7 protein-coding genes are annotated in these 17,334 nt (G+C 41.0%); 1 reads left to right on the top strand and 6 read right to left on the bottom strand.

From position 1 onward, the window contains the following. The first annotated feature begins 2 nt into the window (after positions 1–2). Positions 3–3,098, top strand: coding sequence for a SusC/RagA family TonB-linked outer membrane protein (locus KSX81_RS16965; protein ID WP_004301480.1), 3,096 nt, complete (start codon positions 3–5; stop codon positions 3,096–3,098). Between the two features lie 255 nt (positions 3,099–3,353). Here the strand turns inward: KSX81_RS16965 and KSX81_RS16960 are convergent, their stop codons facing one another. The 6 genes from KSX81_RS16960 to KSX81_RS16935 all read right to left on the bottom strand — a co-directional run bounded on the left by KSX81_RS16960 (position 3,354) and on the right by KSX81_RS16935 (position 17,332). Further along, positions 3,354–4,151: a KilA-N domain-containing protein gene (locus KSX81_RS16960; RefSeq protein ID WP_004301479.1), complete on the bottom strand. Its 798-nt coding sequence runs from the start codon at positions 4,149–4,151 to the stop codon at positions 3,354–3,356. Between the two features lie 384 nt (positions 4,152–4,535). Beyond that, the gene (locus KSX81_RS16955) at positions 4,536–6,680 is read right to left on the bottom strand and encodes a TIM-barrel domain-containing protein (protein ID WP_004301478.1); all 2,145 of its coding nucleotides are present in this window, start codon (positions 6,678–6,680) and stop codon (positions 4,536–4,538) included. 1,031 nt (positions 6,681–7,711) lie between these two features. After that, entirely contained in the window at positions 7,712–10,393 is a 2,682-nt protein-coding gene (locus KSX81_RS16950; protein WP_004320978.1) for a family 78 glycoside hydrolase catalytic domain, read from the bottom strand. Between the two features lie 9 nt (positions 10,394–10,402). Continuing rightward, on the bottom strand, positions 10,403–11,809 hold the full coding sequence (locus KSX81_RS16945; RefSeq protein WP_044918361.1) for an SGNH/GDSL hydrolase family protein: 1,407 nt from the start codon (positions 11,807–11,809) through the stop codon (positions 10,403–10,405). Positions 11,810–11,854: 45 nt separating this feature from the next. Beyond that, complete coding sequence (locus tag KSX81_RS16940; protein WP_118418868.1) at positions 11,855–14,944, bottom strand: discoidin domain-containing protein; 3,090 nt, start codon at positions 14,942–14,944, stop codon at positions 11,855–11,857. Positions 14,945–14,992: 48 nt separating this feature from the next. Further along, entirely contained in the window at positions 14,993–17,332 is a 2,340-nt protein-coding gene (locus tag KSX81_RS16935) for a GH92 family glycosyl hydrolase (protein WP_004320981.1), read from the bottom strand. Positions 17,333–17,334 lie beyond the last annotated feature (2 nt).

Raw genomic sequence — 17,334 nt, 5'->3', positions numbered from 1 at the left:
TTATGAAAAGAGTAATTATAACATTCTTGTGCCTCCTCTGCATTGTACAGGCATACTCCCAATCGTTTACGATAAGCGGTACCATTATTGATGGGGAAAGCAACGAACCGCTTATCGGAGCTGGTATTCTGGTAAAGGGAGCCGGAAGGGGTACCATCACCAATATAGATGGAAAATATTCGCTGGAAGTGAAACGTGGCGAAACATTGGTATTTTCGTTTGTGGGCTATCAAAATCAGGAAGTCGCAATAACAAATCAGCGCACACTGAATATCGCATTAAGGGTTTCCGAAGCCAACAACCTGAACGAAGTTGTTATCACAGGTCGCGGCAGCGCGAAACGTATCACTTTGACCGGTGCCGTGAGCGGTATTCAAGCCAACGAATTACGTAGAGTTCCTACAAGTAGCTTACAGAATACATTATCGGGTAAACTGCCCGGCTTCTTCAGTCAGCAACGTTCCGGTCAGCCGGGAAAAGATGCTTCCGACTTCTTTATCCGTGGTGTCAGTTCCTTGAATGAGGACGGTAACAAGCCGCTTATTATGGTTGATGATGTGGAATACAGTTACGAACAGCTGTCACAAATCAATGTCAATGAGATTGAAAGCATATCTATTTTGAAAGATGCATCAACGACTGCTATTTATGGTATCAAGGGTGCTAACGGTGTGTTGGTAGTCAAGACACGTCGCGGTGAAGAAGGAAAACCTGTGATCCATGTGCGTGCAGAAGCCGGCGGTCAGATACCTGTCCGTAAACCCAACTTCTTAGACTCATACAACACCGCCCTGTTAGTCAACGAGGCACGTACTAACGATGGTTTGACTAAAATGTTTACACAACATGATTTGGAACTGTTTAAAGACGGTTCCGACCCATACGGACATCCTAATGTAAACTGGTACGACGAAGTGTTCAAAAAATCGGCTATGCAGTCGAACATCAATGTCGACGTATCGGGTGGTACCAAACGTTTGAAATACTTCGTATCCGGGGGGTATTTCTCACAAGGTGGTTTGGTTCGTAACTTTGCTAAAGCGGATGACGATGTGAATACCGGCTATTTTTACCGCCGTTTTGACTACCGTACCAACTTGGACTTTACTGTTACTGATAATCTGACTATGCGTCTGGACTTCAGTTCGCGCTTCATGAACATCAACGAACCGAGTAGTCTGAATGCTACAGGCGAGATTTACAATTTCACCGCCATGCACCCCTATTCGGCACCGGTACTCAATCCGGACGGATCGTATGCTTATCTTTCAGATGTGGACGGTTACGGACCTACATTGAATGCACGTTTGGCTAACGAAGGTTACACGCGTACACGCCGTAACGATAACAACATTCTCTACGGTGTGAACTGGAAGATGGATTGGCTCACCAAAGGATTGTCAGCCAATGCTCGTATTGCTTACTCTACCATTGACGAAGTCTTCCGCAAAGTAAACCGTGGAAAAGATGCGTACCCTACCTACCACTACGATCCTACTACGGATCAGTATAACATCAACCCCAACCGTAAATATGCTTATTCACAGTATGCTCTGACGGCCGGAACCAACCAGGCTGTGAAAAATCTGGATGTTCAGGCCTCCATCAACTATGCACGCATATTCAATGGAATACATGACGTTAGTGCCACGTTGCTGTATAGCCGCCAAAGCCGTACCGTAGAAAAAAATCCAGACGATACAGGAGAAAAGATTCCCGAAAACTTTCAGGGTCTTACCGCTACCGTAGGTTACAAATATAAAGATAAATATCTGGTCGACTTCAATGTTGCATACAACGGTACCGACCGTTTTGCCGAAGGACACCGCTACGGAATATTCCCTGCTATTGGTGTGGGTTGGCGTATCTCCGAAGAATCGTTCTTCAAGGATAACATTTCTTTCATCCAACTATTGAAAATCAGAGCTTCGTATGGTATTGTAGGTTCGGACGTAGCTATGGGTAACCGCTACCTTTACAACCAGATATATACAGCAACTGATAATGCTTATAATTTCGGACAAAGCGATGTCACTTCCACTGCTATTACGGAAGGTGACCTTGGCAATAGCAGTGTGACATGGGAAGAAGCCAAGAAGTTTGATATAGGTCTCGACTTCAATGCATTCGACCGCTTCTCATTTACTTTCGACTGGTTCTATGACAAACGATACAATCAGCTTGTGAAACGCAATGACATACCGCAGATCTTAGGTGTGGGTACTTCACCTATCAACGTGGCACGCACCAGCAATATGGGTTTCGACGGACAGATTGGTTATCAAGACCGTTTCGGTGAGTTCAACTTCAATACCAACTTCGTATTCTCGTATGCTAAGAATAAGGTAGAATTTAATGCCGAAGCACAACAAAGATACGATTGGTTGTCGGCAACAGGTCGTCCTATCGGTCAACCATTCGGTTACACTTGGATAGGTTATTATACACCTGAAGAAGTGGACTTGATTCATGCAGGAGCCGCAAATGCACCGGCTGTGCCCAATACCGACGTTCCTATCCAAGCCGGCGACTTGAAATACAAAGATTTGAACGGAGACGGTGTTATCAACGACTTCGACAAGGGAGCTATTGGTAAGCCAAACTTACCCAACACCACGTTGGGATGGACAATCGGTGGTTCGTGGAAAGGATTGTCAGTGAGCGTACTCTTCCAAGGTTCGTTCAACTACAGTTTCTCGGTAAACGGCACAGGTATCGAACCTTTCAAGAGTCAATTCCAACCTCTACACCAGAAACGCTGGACATTAGAACGCTACCTGAACGGTGAAGCCATCGAATTTCCGCGCTTAACAAGCAATCCGTCGACTGTAAACAGCGCAGCAGCGTATATGTCCGACTTTTGGTTGATTGATGCTTGGTACATCCGCTTGAAAACCATCGACGTCTCCTATCAAGTGCCCACAAAAGTGTTGCCTTCATGGCTTACAAACCTCCGTGTCTATCTCAATGCTTACAACATGTTTACATGGACAAGTTTTGATAAGTATCAACAAGACCCGGAAATCAAGTCCAACTCCGCCGGTGATGCATACATGAACCAGCGCGTGTTTAACTTAGGAGTACAACTTACATTCTAATAAACTGATAAATACTCATAGTAGTATCAATGAAAAAGGGGATGCGTCTTCATAGATGCATCCCCTTTTTCATTGATAACACATTGTAAATCAAGCATTATTATTTGATAGGAAGCCGAATCCGTACATGTAGGGGTACATGGCTTGCCGTAAACGAAAACGTCCCACTCCACACACAAGTCGGTGTGCGGAGCGGGACGAAAACTATTATAGTTGTCGTGCTAAAAATCTATCGGTTCATTCTGGTAAAAGCAGCTACTTGAGGTACTTCTTGTTTACATCTTCCAGTATCTGCATCTGCTGGATAGCTATCCGGTTCAGCCGGACAAGCCTTTCGTGCTGAGGAAGTCCTTCTCCTATGAATACGGCATTCAGATTCTCCATGTTCGAGAGACAAATCAATTCGTTCACCGTGGCATAGTCGCGGACGTTTCCTTTCAGGTCGGGATGCGCATCGCGCCATTCGAGGGCAGTGAGGCCGAACATGGCAACGTTCAGCACATCGGCTTCGCTGGCGTAGATGCGGGAAGCTTGTTGTGGTGTGACTTCTGCCGGGATAAGGTTTTGTTTGATAGCATCGGTGTGGATGCGGTAATTTATTTTCGACAGTTCTCGCTTGGCACTCCAGCCCAGTTGCGCGAGTTCCTGCTCCTTAAGGCGCTGGAACTCGCGGACTAAATAGATTTTAAATTCAGCACTAATCCACATTCCAAATTCAAATGCGATGTCCTTGTGTGCATAGGTGCCTCCATATCTTCCGGCTTTCGCTTGAATACCGATAGCATGGGTCTTCTCCACGTATTCTTTCACGCTGATTTTGAAACTGTTCAACCCCGACTGATTTCTAATTGTGGCGAATTCGCCATAATTAAATCCTGGGTTATACAACCGCTCCCATATACCGAGGTATTCCAGTGTATTCCTGTTTCTCAGCCAGTCTGATATGAAGAAATCGCCATCTTTGGCTTTTAGCATGTCAGTAATGCAGATATAATCTTCGTTATTAATAGACACTACATTGATGTCTGTAGTCAATACTGTTATTTTGGTCATCTTGTCTTCTCCGGTTAAACGATGGGCAAAGGTACACTTTTCCCTTCAATCCCTAACACATTATTTATGAATAGTTTTCGTTTACAACAAGTCAAAGAACGCGTCAGGTGAATAAAACAGAGCCTCTGTTTAAGTGAAACGAAGCCTGCATTTCACTTAAACAGAGGCTCTATTAAACGAATATAGAGGCTCTAAAAAAGAGACTGAACTCATCTCTCTTTTTTGCTTTCGGTTCGCTTTCAGTCAAAAACCTTTTTTACTGATGTTTTTGACTGGAAGCTATTTTTAGTAATCACATTTGGATTATAAGGATGAAGTTTAGTTCTAAACAGTACAAAAAGAAGATGGTTAAATAAACGAACTCCTCATTTATTGTATTCTCCTTTACAATTTCACTGTAATGCCTTTAGCTATATCACCAGAAGATTTATAAGTATGGCCAGCATGCAATACTTCTACCTTTATCATTCCAAAATCAATTTGGTCTTCCCCTTTATCGTCTGTCACTTTTACAATAAGATGATGCCCGTCTACTAACTCTGCTTTAAAAGTTAGCTGTTTATAATCTCCTTTCTGAAATCCCCATCCATCTCCTTTGTCCCAATACAGAGAGCCTTCCGCTCTGCCATCCTCATCCGGGCAAACAACTAAAGTCAATGGGTCGAATGAATTTTCATTCACATTCTGAATTATTTTGCCTACTGGAATAATAGAACCACCTCTCACTTTTAATTTAGCCTGATATTTACCTTTTGTATCTCCTTTAACCAAAGATAAATTTTCCCAAATTCCTTTGGGTAGAGAAGGATTCTTTGCAAATGCAGGAATTATCAACAGGTCTGTCCCCAACATGAAAGCTTGCTCTTCAGCACGCAAACTTTCATCTTTCGGATCGGCAAAGAAAACCGGAGCCATCACAGGCTGTCCATCTTTATGAGCCACATGAAAAGCAGTGTAGAGATAAGGCAGCAAACGGTAACGACGTTCTAATGCCATGCGTGATTCCTTTTCTATATCTTTAGTAAATGCCCACGGTTCCTTGTTATTTGTATCACAGGAAGCATGTCCTCTGGAAAAAGGGAAAAATGCACCGAAGCCTAACCAGTTTCCCCACAAATCGGGAGTCGTATTCCCAGCAAATCCACCTATATCCGGACCATTGAAAGGCTGACCGGACAACCCCAATGTAATAGACATCGGTACAGAAAGTTTCATCTGTTCATAAGTAGCTTCGTTATCGCCCGTCCACATGGCTGCATAACGCTGTCCGCCAATAATATTGGAGCGGGAAAGAAGAAATGGACGTTTGCTTGGATTAGCAGCCATCATGCCATTATAAGAAGCTTCGACCATCAGACGACCATAAGCGTTATGATACATTAAATGGCTACCAATAGGTAAATTGCCTCCTCCTAAATGAATATTGTTCTCCGGCATCGTTCCCCCAGGACCATCAAATACAGACGGTTCATTCATATCATTCCAAATGCCATCTATTCCATTAGCCATAAAGTCTTTATAAAGTCCGGACCACCAAGTGCGCGTCTCCGGACGGGTAAAGTCAGGAAATGCGCAAGCACCCGGCCATACTTTCCCGTGAAACTCATTACGATAGATATCACAAACAAAAGCATTTTGCTCTTTTCCGGTTTTATATACAAAATAGTTATCATCCACTTTTACGCCTGGATCTATCATATACACGGAATGGAATCCATTATCATGCAGATACTTATTCATGCGCTTCGGATCTGGAAAATCCCTGTTATTGATCGTGAATACACGGAATTCATCCATATAGTTGATATCAAACCATATTACATCGCACGGTATCTTCTTTTCACGAAAAGTATTGGCAACTTCTTTCACTCTAGCTTCCGGCACGTAAGAAAAACGAGACTGATGATAACCGATTGCCCATCTGGGAGGCATACTTATAGTACCGGTCAATTCGGCAAGTCCTTTTAATACTGCTTGCGGAGATTCACGATCTATGATATAAGTACGAAAAGGTGCTCCTTCAGTATTAAATTCAATTTTATCTGAATTAGTAATCAATTCAGCCTTCCAAAAACTATCAAACAATACGCCAAATGCTGTCCCGTCCGGACGAACACCCAATACCCACGGATGCGTTTGATACAGACGTGAGCCACCATCAACCCGATACATACCATTATCCGTATTCCACATTTTAATCTTTTGCCCATTACGCAGCAACGGACCGGTCACTTCACCACCTCCATACAGACTTGTTCCGGCTGGAACATCCAATGAGGCATTTGCCTTGCCATCAGTCATCGTAAATTGAGGAACTAATTTCCAGTTTTCCGGTACTCCACCTTTCTTTTCCGGTTCATGGGAAAGAATTAATGAAGGCGTACGGGAAACATCATACCCTACGGGGATAAATTCTACAATTCCATTTCCTACCAGTGTTACTTTTTCTGTTTTTATATTACCTGCCCAAGCTACCTGAGCCGTAAAGAAGAAAACAGCCATTTGCAATAACGATATTCTTTTTCTCATTTAAATATTATTTTAGTTATTAGTTCCGCCAACGGATTTTAGTCTGGCAATTGCATAATCAAAAGCTTTGAAAACAGTCCTCATGATATCATATTTTCATTTTGGTCAAACAGGATTTCCAGCAACTCCTCCGGTCACTCATAAAAGAAGAATAAACAGACCGGAGGAATATTGGGAATTTCAAACACCAATCCTAACTTTTTACCTATATCTATTGAACTTTATACTATGAACGCTTGAAATTTAAGAAACCACTAAAGAGAAATTTAAAAAGAATCATATAAAAATAATAATCAAAGCGATTAACTTCAAGTCCATTTACTGGACAATTTTCCTAAAGTTAATTTTGTTTCTGCACAGACTTAAATTAAATGATAAATTAGTTTATTACGGTGCGTTTTTAAATGTATCAATAAAAAATTCAGCAGCTTCTAGAGAAGATTTTTCATTTTCCTTTCTCATATTCTCATAGGTGACTGATAAACAGCAAATAATCAAATAAATAGCTTATGAGAAAGACTTTCTAAGACGGCATTTCTCATAATACGCCTTCTATTTTAGCTTAAAATTCACCTTATTCTCATAGTATTTCAGAGTATTTCTCATAGTTAAATACTATCTTCTCCTTTTTTCTGGTTGAAGATAAACTGTAGTTCCGATTGTCCCATATATTATGGGAAAATGTTCCCTAATATTATGAGAATTTATTCCCACAAAATAAGAGAATCTTTTCCCTACTAGTAGGGAACACTTTCCCACAATATATGGGACAAGGAGAATATGTACTTCCCTGATAATGGTTGACTAGCTGTTTCTTTATTCTTGTATAGGTTGATTAGAAAAACACTATGAGAAATGCATCCAACAAGTATGAGAAATAAGGTAAAATACGGGGTATTTGACGGAAAAACTATGAGAAATACCATCTTAAAAATCATTTCTCATAGTCTATCCTATTAGTCTTCTGCCATTTATGATTAATGAATGAGAATATGAGAAATGAAAATCATAAATACACTCTAGTAGGGTATCTATTTCAAATTAAATAGAAAATCATAATGCCCTGCTTCTACATCAACAGTCTGCTCCTTAACGCTCACTTTCTTCTTATTCTTTTTACATGAGACAGCATTATTAGGGATGCAAACTGTAGCCGTTGTTCCGGCAGGAATTGTCAATTGAAGATTCAACTGATTATCATCTTTCAACTTCCAATTAACGGCAATTGTGCCATAAGGTGATTCTTTCGTTACTTTTGCCCAGGTCACACCGTTTGGAATTTGAGGATCGACATAGAAGTGACGATATCCAGGGTTAGCCTCGTCAAGACGTATTCCTCCTACAGCCTGATAAAACCAAGTACCAATTCCATTGTAACAATTGTGCACACGACTTCGTTCTCCGCTCCAATATTCCCAAGTCGCTGTCGCACCATGGTCAATCATATATAGATAACCGGGATAATCACGTTTCTTCATCATTTGATAGAAGAAATCCACTTGTTTATTCCGAACAGCCCATTCTGTCAAAATAGGCACTCCAACCAAACCTACAGCAATATGTCCTTTATATTTTTCTTCGGTCATGGCAACGACATTCTCTTTCACTTTATTGTACAAAGAATCAGGTACAACACCTACCAACATAGGATAGCACATATCCAACTGTGAACCGGTAGAATAGATCCCTTCATCCTCACGGTAGAATGTCTGATGAATCAACTTGTTGAGTTTTTCTCTACGGATAGCGAACTCTTCCGCCTCTTCTCTTTTTCCTAATGTTATGGCTGTCTTATACATAGTGCTCAAGCATTCGCTGATAAAACAGTTACTTACCAAATCCACTGAAGCCTGATTACCTGCATCTACTCCCATAGGTGCCAGCCAATCACCCAAATACCAGTCACGGTATTTGGTATCGGGCCAACGTTTCAGCAAACCATCTACTGTATATTTATCAACATACTTAAACCACTCTTTCATTTGAGAATAATATTTCTCAATCAAGCGGGGATCATTATAGTTGACATACGTTCTCCAGGGAGCCTGTACAAAGAATCCGCACCAATACGGACCGCCGCCACCGGCACCCGGATTAGGACCAACATGCGGCAAACTTCCTCCTTCACGCATGGAGTCTCCCCATGTTTGCACCCAGTTTTCAAATGTTGGAGCTACATCGTACATCGTTTGCAAAGACATCGTTGAGGAGTTTCCATCACCACCATATCCTGCACGTTCCAAATGCGGACAGTCTACCATATATCCACTAAAAGTCAGACATTTCATCGTATACTGAATCATTTGGTGAATAGCATTCAAGTCGGCATCCGAACATTCAAAAGTTGCGGTCTGTTTATAATCTCCATAAATCTGCAGAGATTTCATAGCACCTGTTTCCGGTTTTTGAGGAAGATTGGAGATGCGCACATATCGAAAAGCGTGATGATTGAATTTATTTCTGAAGTATTCTCCTTGCTTACCACCAGATATATAAATATCACTTTCACCTTGCTTGTCAAATTCACCGTCTTTCGTCAAATTATCACTATATTCCATAATAACTTCATGACCCGCCGGCAATATAGGCATTTGCATCTCAAACCATCCGGTCTGAACCTTCCCCATATCTACCAGCCAGAGACTTTCACCCAGCTTCTTTACAGACACAGCCTGCAAAATCTGATGTATCTTGTTTACCTCACACATTTGAGGGGAAGCGATATGATCGGGAACATTCACTTTCACAACAGGAGTCCATTTCATTTTGTCTAAAGCATGTGTTGAAAGATCTCGCGGAAGAATCCTTCCATCCACCCTCTCACCTCCAAACTGCAAAGCACGCCAAGTACCTGTATCCGAATAGCCACTTTCACGTCCGTACCATGATCCGTCTGTCTTCGTAACGACTTCCCATTTACCATTTCTCAACACATCCAATTCTGCTTTTACCAGCGGACCTTCATAAGCTGCTCCGAAAGTCGTCGTTTTATACCAACCTTGTCCCAGCCAGATAAGCAAATCATTTTCTCCTTCTCGTAAATAAGGAGTAATATCATAAGTAACAATTAGTGAACGTTTAGATAAATGTGATACAGCAGGGGTCAGAACGTCCTCCCCCACCTTTCTCCCATTGATATAAATTTCGTGATAACCTAACGTATTTACATGCAGGAAAGAAGTCTCGCCCTGAGTCAATTTCACTTTCTTGCGAAGAATAGGAGCACAAATCTTGCCACCTTCAACAGAAGCCCCTATATATTCTCCTTTCATCTGTGACTGATCCAAGATGCCAACTCCAAAACGGGCAACAGGACTCCATGATGAAGCTTGTTTTTTAGCATCCCAAACGCGTACCCGCCAATAACACAAAGAACGAGAAGTTAAAGCCTTTCCCTGATAAGGTACCATAACCGAAGTTTTGGATTTCAATTTTCCGGTATTCCATAAATCAGCTTTATCCTGCACCAACAGAATACTATCCGAAGCTACCTGTATTTCATAATAAGTTTGCCCGCCTTTCCAGCCGTCCCCCTTTAACTTCCAACTAAAGTGAGGAGTTACATTATCAATCCCCAAAGGATCAATAAGATTCTCACATTTTAATTCCGCCAAATAGAAAGGCGAAGTTTTCTCATTTCCATATACTATCATCGACAGACAACAGAAATAACAAATCAAACCTAAACATAGCAATCGTTTCATTCTATTCATCTTCTATTATTATTCAATCCTTGCCAGCCTCACTTTATGAGTGACAGGTTTATTGATTTTATAAATTGTTTCAACGAGACTCTTCATATAATTGCTCCAAACCTCCCGTATTTCGGGATTCATCGCTTTTATATACCAATCGTAGCTCATCCTAAGAAAACCATCTTTAGGCAAGTATTCTTTTAGCTTATCGATAGCTTTTTGATCATCTGCAAACAGTAATCCTTCCTTTTTCAGGAATGAATATTCAGTCCATAAGTATTCTCTGAAACGTTTCTCCACTTCAAACCGTTCCTCATTCAGATACATGATTTTCGCAGCTTGTTGATATTGGGGAGTATTCGGGTAATCTGCCAAATTCACTCCATTCGCCAACTTTTCGGATGAGAGATTGTCAATAAACTGATTGTCTATAGTTAACCGATACATTCCTTTCTCTAAGTTTGTTACCTGAAAACGTTCCTGATTAAACTCTTCCATAAATGGAACCAACTGCATTGCATCACGTTGTGACCTTTTATTTCCCCAGCCACTTCTAGAAATAGAATCCAGCGGATAAGGAAGAGCATACGCCAGATAATCAAAAGTCAGATCAGCTCCGCTCTTTTTTAGTTTTGAAATCTTACAGTTCTTATGGGTTATTACAGATGAATGATGTGCATCAATAGATACTGATGACACTTCATCCCCAGCCAGTCCCTGTGCTTTCAGAAACAAATAGGCCATGACCATCTGTCCGTCATTATCCGGATGAATTCTATCTATCCTGCAGAATGTAAATGTAGAATCTGCCTCCTGCTCTTTTCTGCATATCTCACGCATCGGTTGGTTAAAATCAACAAAACCCCAGCCATTCTTTTTAGCCGATGTACGTTGGGCATCTATGATTTTTAAAATGGCGTTATTCTTATTATGCAATATAAAATTATTAAACCGGGAAGTCTCATCATAAGGAGAACCACCAATCAATACTTTCTTTATTTTATTTTTAGCCAGTAAGCGTTCTTCTATTTCCTGATAGCTTTCCAATGACTTTGCAATCCGTTGTTCCGACAGTTCTTTTGCATCGCCTTTCATGTAAATATCATAACCGGTATCATTCATACCGAAAGTTAGAGTCACATAAGTTGGTTTCCTGTTGAAAACATCATAGTCCAAGCGATCCTTCATATCCCACGCACTCTCTCCACCAATTCCGGCATTCATGATAGTAATCGGTTTATCCGGAAAACGAGTCATGTAATACAACCAGATAAATGAATGATAATGTCCGCCGTGAGTAATGCTGTTTCCTACAAATACCACACGTTCCCCTTCTTCAAACCGGGGTATTGTTGTTTGTGCCTGTAAGTAATCGCAATTTATATAAACTAAAGATAACAACAAGAGTATCCTCATTTTTAGTCTATTAGCCATTTTCTTTATTCTTTTAATCAAACCATAAAGATAACCGTACAACAATCAATCTGCTATATCCAGCTTATTCTTCTCTGCTTTCCCATACTGTTTCACCAATACACTTACGCCTCCTTTCAACAGTTCGGGAGTCGCCTCCATAGTGATAACCTTTTCTTCGCCTGGCATCAACGTCACATAATTATCGGACATAATAATTGGAAGTATTCTTTTCTGCGTAGCCTTATTAACAAGCCTCACCCGATTAGCAAAAGCCACAGTCCCGGAATTGTTCTTTACAACAATCTTCATCTTTCCGTCAGACATCGATTTATCCACCAATCGGCAAGACAAATCGGCCTCTGGGAGTGTATTCAGCAATTTATAATCAAGATCATTCACACCATTCCGCCAATAGAAGTTTTCAGAGATTAGATTACCTTTGGCATCTGTCAGTTCCAACTTGATAAAATGAAGCGGAGTCAGTTCTTCTATCTCTTTTGGTTTCTCACCGTAGATTTCGAATTCGAACAATGAATATCCGAACTGTGTAGCACGGCTGATGCCTGCCAGTTTCACATAACGTGCTGTAACTGGTTCCAATTCAATCTGTTCAGTACCACCTCTTCCATCTTTGTTGGCATAAACGGTTTTCCATTCTTGCGCATCATTCGATACTTGCAGTTCGTATTTCTTAGCACAAGCTGCCTCCCATTTCAAAATAACCTTTTCTATCTTTTCTTCTCTACCAAGATCAATGTATATCCATTGAGGATCACTGTATGCACTTTCCCAACGACTTCCCGCTCCTCCGTCAGTAACCATTGAAGCACTTTTAGAGGCACCTGCTGAAGAAGAAGCTACAGCCTTCTTTCCATAAGCCAGATTGAAAGGATTAAAGTTCAAAGAAAATGCTTCTGCAATGTTGCTGGCTGCCACATCGACCTGTTTTGTCTGTCCGTATGCAGGCACTTCTTTTCCATTCAGGTTGTAAATTGTAGCTTTAGCTATTGCAGCCTTCAAGTCCTTTGCTGTAGTATTTATTACTTTTATATTATTATTAGAAGCATTCCATTGGATATGTAAAGGTTCACAAGCCTTTTTTGCTCCCCAATAAGCACCTGTAGGATCGTAATAATAGTCATAAGTCTGCCATACAAACGAGGGATAAGCCGGATGGCTCATCCAGATCAGAAGTCCGGCTGCATCATTCCACATCTTATCGTTCCAAGCCTCATACATACCTTTCATCACTTCGATATTCAGCATTTGCGCTTTCTCGCAGAATTCTTCCAGTCCGGATGATTCTCCGTACTGTGTGTTCACTGAATTCTTATAATTAACCGGGTTGGCATTAGACGCTTCCTTACCGAAGAAATGTTTGTTCCATACATTGTCATCATCATTCTTCAACTGCTCATCAGTAGGCAGAGGCCACCAGTCTTTTTCCGGGATAAACTCTTTGATGCTTTCAAATGTGGGGAAAGTGGCCGTTCCTATTTCTGTACGCATACCGTAACCGTGATCAATACCGTATGGATAAGCCGGTGTATTAAATGCCAGATTACTGCCTGAAGTTTCAAAATGGTGTCTTGGAGGTTGATTTCCCCACCAACCACTTCCGGACAATCCATCCTGATTGGAGCAAGACTTATACATACGGTCATTATTGTCCTCCTTCGCAATCATTTCACGCAGGTAATTATCCAAATCAGGTGCCGGATGCGTTTCATTTGCTCCACACCAAATAGCAATGGAAGGATGGTTTCTAAGACGTCTGACTTTATCAAGGGCATTCGCTTTAAATGCTTCCGGTTGCGCCACGTCATTGTATGCTACATATAACCAGAAATCATTCCATACCATAATCCCATATTTATCACAATAATCATAAAACTCATCATCAGTAACACACCCTGTCCATAGACGGATCATATTGTAATTCATTTCCTTATGAAGTCTGATTTTCGTTTCATACTCTTTACCCTGACAACGAAGCAGATATTCGCTCATTCCCCAGTTTCCACCTTTCAGATAGATCTTCTGTCCGTTGATAAAGAATGTAAGAACAGGATATCCCACTACATTATCGACCATTTTATACTCATACTTCTTGATACCGAATGTCATTTCTTTTACATCCGACACTTTTCCATCTACAGAACAAGTCAGCTTACAAGTATAAAGATTGGGATCACCATAACCATTCGGCCACCAAAGTTTCGGATGGTCAACGACCAATTGCGCTATGTCATCTTTGTTAATAGATAGTCTGGCTGTTGTTCCTCCTTCTACCCGAATGTCTTTAGAGAAAGAAATATTCCCCGGCTGAATCACTCCGGATACAACGACTTCTTTTGGGGAAGAAGAAGCATTTCTAATATCTGTTGAGACAGAAAGCTCTGCTTTCTGCAAGGTCGGTAACTCTGAACGTACCCAAGGATCTTCCATCACTACATCTCCCGTTACCACAAGATAAGCATTGCCTGTGATACCAGCCAGACGTCCCGGTACGTATGGCATCCAGTCCCAACCGGCACCAGCCAGATAACTGGGGCTACACGCAACTCCATACGGGTCTTTAGCCTTACGCGTCTTTTTCTGATCGGCATCGGTAATCAGAACAGCTATCACATTCTTACCGGATTTCTTTATCAGATTGGTCACATCAAACTTCGAACGTAACATGTGACCGCTTACATCTTTAGTAGATGTTTTTGTTCCTGATATCTTCTCGCCATTAAAATAGAAATCGGCAAAGCGATTCGTATTGTCGAAATGAAGCCATACCCGCTTCCCCTCCGAATAAGAAGACGGGAGTTCGAATTCCGTACGATACCAGAAAGGACGGTTATAAAACGTTTCGTCTACTTTATAAATATTATCGGCATAATTAGGATCAGGAACGATTCCTGCTTCAACATAAGCAGTAAAAACAGTTCCGGGAACCACACCTTTAACGTAATCGGACATTTTAAATTCCGGAGTAGAAATCTGCTCTCCGGTTATGTTCTCTAAATCTGCCTGGGGTTTCACTTCCCAGATAATCCGAGGATTAGAGCTGTTCAAAGACATCCATGTACTCTGCTCTGCACACCCTGTCTGGATTAGAGCTAATATAACCGATACAATGATAAGCCCAAGTTTATTCATCATACTATCAAGATTTTAAAGTAACAATTTGTTTTAAAGTATGTTATTCAATCAAAGTCCCCACTCAACATTAGGTTTATCACCCATAAACAGCTCTAATGTACCTCCGGCTGCAATGTCCGCAAAATCAAGATAACATTTATTGTATTCCTGACCGTTCAACAAGGCCTTTTGTATGTAGACGTTATTTATGCTGTTATTATGAGCTATCACCGTGAATTTCTTACCAGTATAATAGCTGGGATCAAGATTGAACTCTACTTTATCAAAAACCGGACTTGTAATCTCCATACGTGTATTTCCCGGACAGGAAGGATGAATACCGGAAGCAGCCAACACATACCACGCTGACATCTGACCTACATCTTCATTGCCAACAATCCCTTCAACTTTGTTTGCATAAGCCTTTTCACATGTATAGCGTGTCCATTTTTGAGTATACCAGGGAACTTCAAGCTGATTGAACAAAAAAGGAACGAAGTGCACAGGTTCATTCGCATGGTTATAATATTCATTCCACAGCATATTAGAAGGAGTTTTATTAAAGAAATCTGTTAAATCCGCAATAACTTTCTCCTTACCACCCATCAAATTCACCATTCCCGGAATATCGTGAGGTACAAACCAACCTTGCTGATAAGGGTTTGCTTCTATACACCCATACCATTCTTTAAGACGTGCATTCTCCGGCCATTCTACCCATGCACCATCTGCTTTACGGGGACGGAACCACCCCTTTTCTTTATCAAAAATAGAATGATATGCCTGTCCCTTTTCATAGAAACATTTGGCATCGTCTTCTTTCCCCATAGCTTTCGCTAATTGAGATATACACCAATCAGTATAAGCATACTCCAAAGTGGTTGAAATACTCAATGGTTCCGGAGCATACCCCAATGAATCATTACCAAAACGACGGGATGTGTTAATGGCATAACGATACGCTTTCTCTGCATCATACGTACGAATCCCTTTGATATAAGCATCCGCCAAAACAGACAAAGCAGGATTTCCCAACATACAGCCGGAATAGGAATTCAGCAATTCCCAACGTTCATAGTATTCGCGCCCACTCTGATCTGCCATAGTAATCAATGAGTTCAGTTCATCACTTACTAAACGCGGATTAATTATAGTCTGCAAAGGAAACTGACTACGAAATACATCCCATCCACTGAATATAGTACGTTTTGTAAAAGTGCTGTCAGCCGTATGTATTTTATAATCACCGCCTACATAACGTCCGTCTACATCTGTATAGATACGAGGATCAATCATCGTATGATACATGGCAGTATAGAATATCGTTTTTTCATCATCCGTACCACCGGATATCCGGACACGATTAAGTTCTTTATTCCACAATTCAGTAGCTTTCTGCTTTACTTGTCCAAAATTTTTAGAGGCTATTTCTTGTTCAAAGTTATTTGCAGCACCCTCCATATCAACAAAAGAGATACCAACTTTCATCTCTACAGTCTCTCCCTCCTTCGTTGGAAATTCAGTAAAAAAGCCTAGATGTTTACCCGTCAGTTCTTTCTTGTCTTTTATAACCGGAGCTTGTGATACACGAGTCAAATAAGGAATACTCACTACTTCATCACGTTTCCGAACCCAATGTTCGGGAATATCTGCACTCCAAAAGCCATAATTAGTCAAAGGTTTACTAAATTGTGCATAATAATAAACGGTATAATCGGCTTTTCCTTCACCATTACCCCATCCACCACCATCAGGTGTGCACTTCATCCATCCTTGAATTGTATAATCATCTACAACTTTAATATACTGTGAAGTAGATGTTCCCCCTACTCTACGAGCTAAATCAATCTGAATACGCGATTGGTCACTAGAAGGATAAGTAAAATGTAAAATTCCACAGTGTGGTGTCGCGCTACTTTCTACTTTGATATGATAATCAGTCAATTCTACCGAATAATATCCGGCCTTAGCCGTTTCAGTGGCTTTGTTATAAGCCGAACGATATCCTTTTATACTATCATTATTCTCTTTACCTGCCACTTTATATAATTCACCAGTTGTAGGCATCACAAGAAAATTGCCCAAATCACCAAACCATCCCACACCACTCATCTGGGTAAAGGCAAATCCTTCGATTGTCTTATGTTCATCACTGTATCCGGAACCGTTATCACCTCCCGTTATTGTATTAGGACTAACCTGTACCATACCATACGGAGTCGTAGCTCCGGGAAAAGTTTTACCTAATCCGTGATAAACACCGGCAGCCCCTACACTAGTACTGGCACCAATAAACGGGTTTACATAATCAGTCGGAACCAAATCTTCCGATACGGTATTGGTTGATGAGCAACCCGTCATCCAACACAAAAAGCAAACAATTAAAAGATTAGCAGTCGCTTTATACATAA

Origin of the sequence: Bacteroides sp. MSK.18.37, from assembly GCF_019129155.2 — a bacterium.
In the GTDB taxonomy this organism is placed as follows: domain Bacteria; phylum Bacteroidota; class Bacteroidia; order Bacteroidales; family Bacteroidaceae; genus Bacteroides; species Bacteroides ovatus.
This window is presented reverse-complemented; position numbering and strand designations above follow the sequence as displayed.

Excerpts from the sequence above, each read along its gene's own strand:
- KSX81_RS16950 (WP_004320978.1), bottom strand. The coding sequence starts at position 10,393 with ATGAATAGAATGAAACGATTGCTATGTTTAGGTTTGATTTGTTATTTC.
- KSX81_RS16965 (WP_004301480.1), top strand. The coding sequence starts at position 3 with ATGAAAAGAGTAATTATAACATTCTTGTGCCTCCTCTGCATTGTACAG.
- KSX81_RS16940 (WP_118418868.1), bottom strand. The coding sequence starts at position 14,944 with ATGATGAATAAACTTGGGCTTATCATTGTATCGGTTATATTAGCTCTA.
- KSX81_RS16955 (WP_004301478.1), bottom strand. The coding sequence starts at position 6,680 with ATGAGAAAAAGAATATCGTTATTGCAAATGGCTGTTTTCTTCTTTACG.
- KSX81_RS16960 (WP_004301479.1), bottom strand. The coding sequence starts at position 4,151 with ATGACCAAAATAACAGTATTGACTACAGACATCAATGTAGTGTCTATT.
- KSX81_RS16935 (WP_004320981.1), bottom strand. The coding sequence starts at position 17,332 with ATGTATAAAGCGACTGCTAATCTTTTAATTGTTTGCTTTTTGTGTTGG.
- KSX81_RS16945 (WP_044918361.1), bottom strand. The coding sequence starts at position 11,809 with ATGGCTAATAGACTAAAAATGAGGATACTCTTGTTGTTATCTTTAGTT.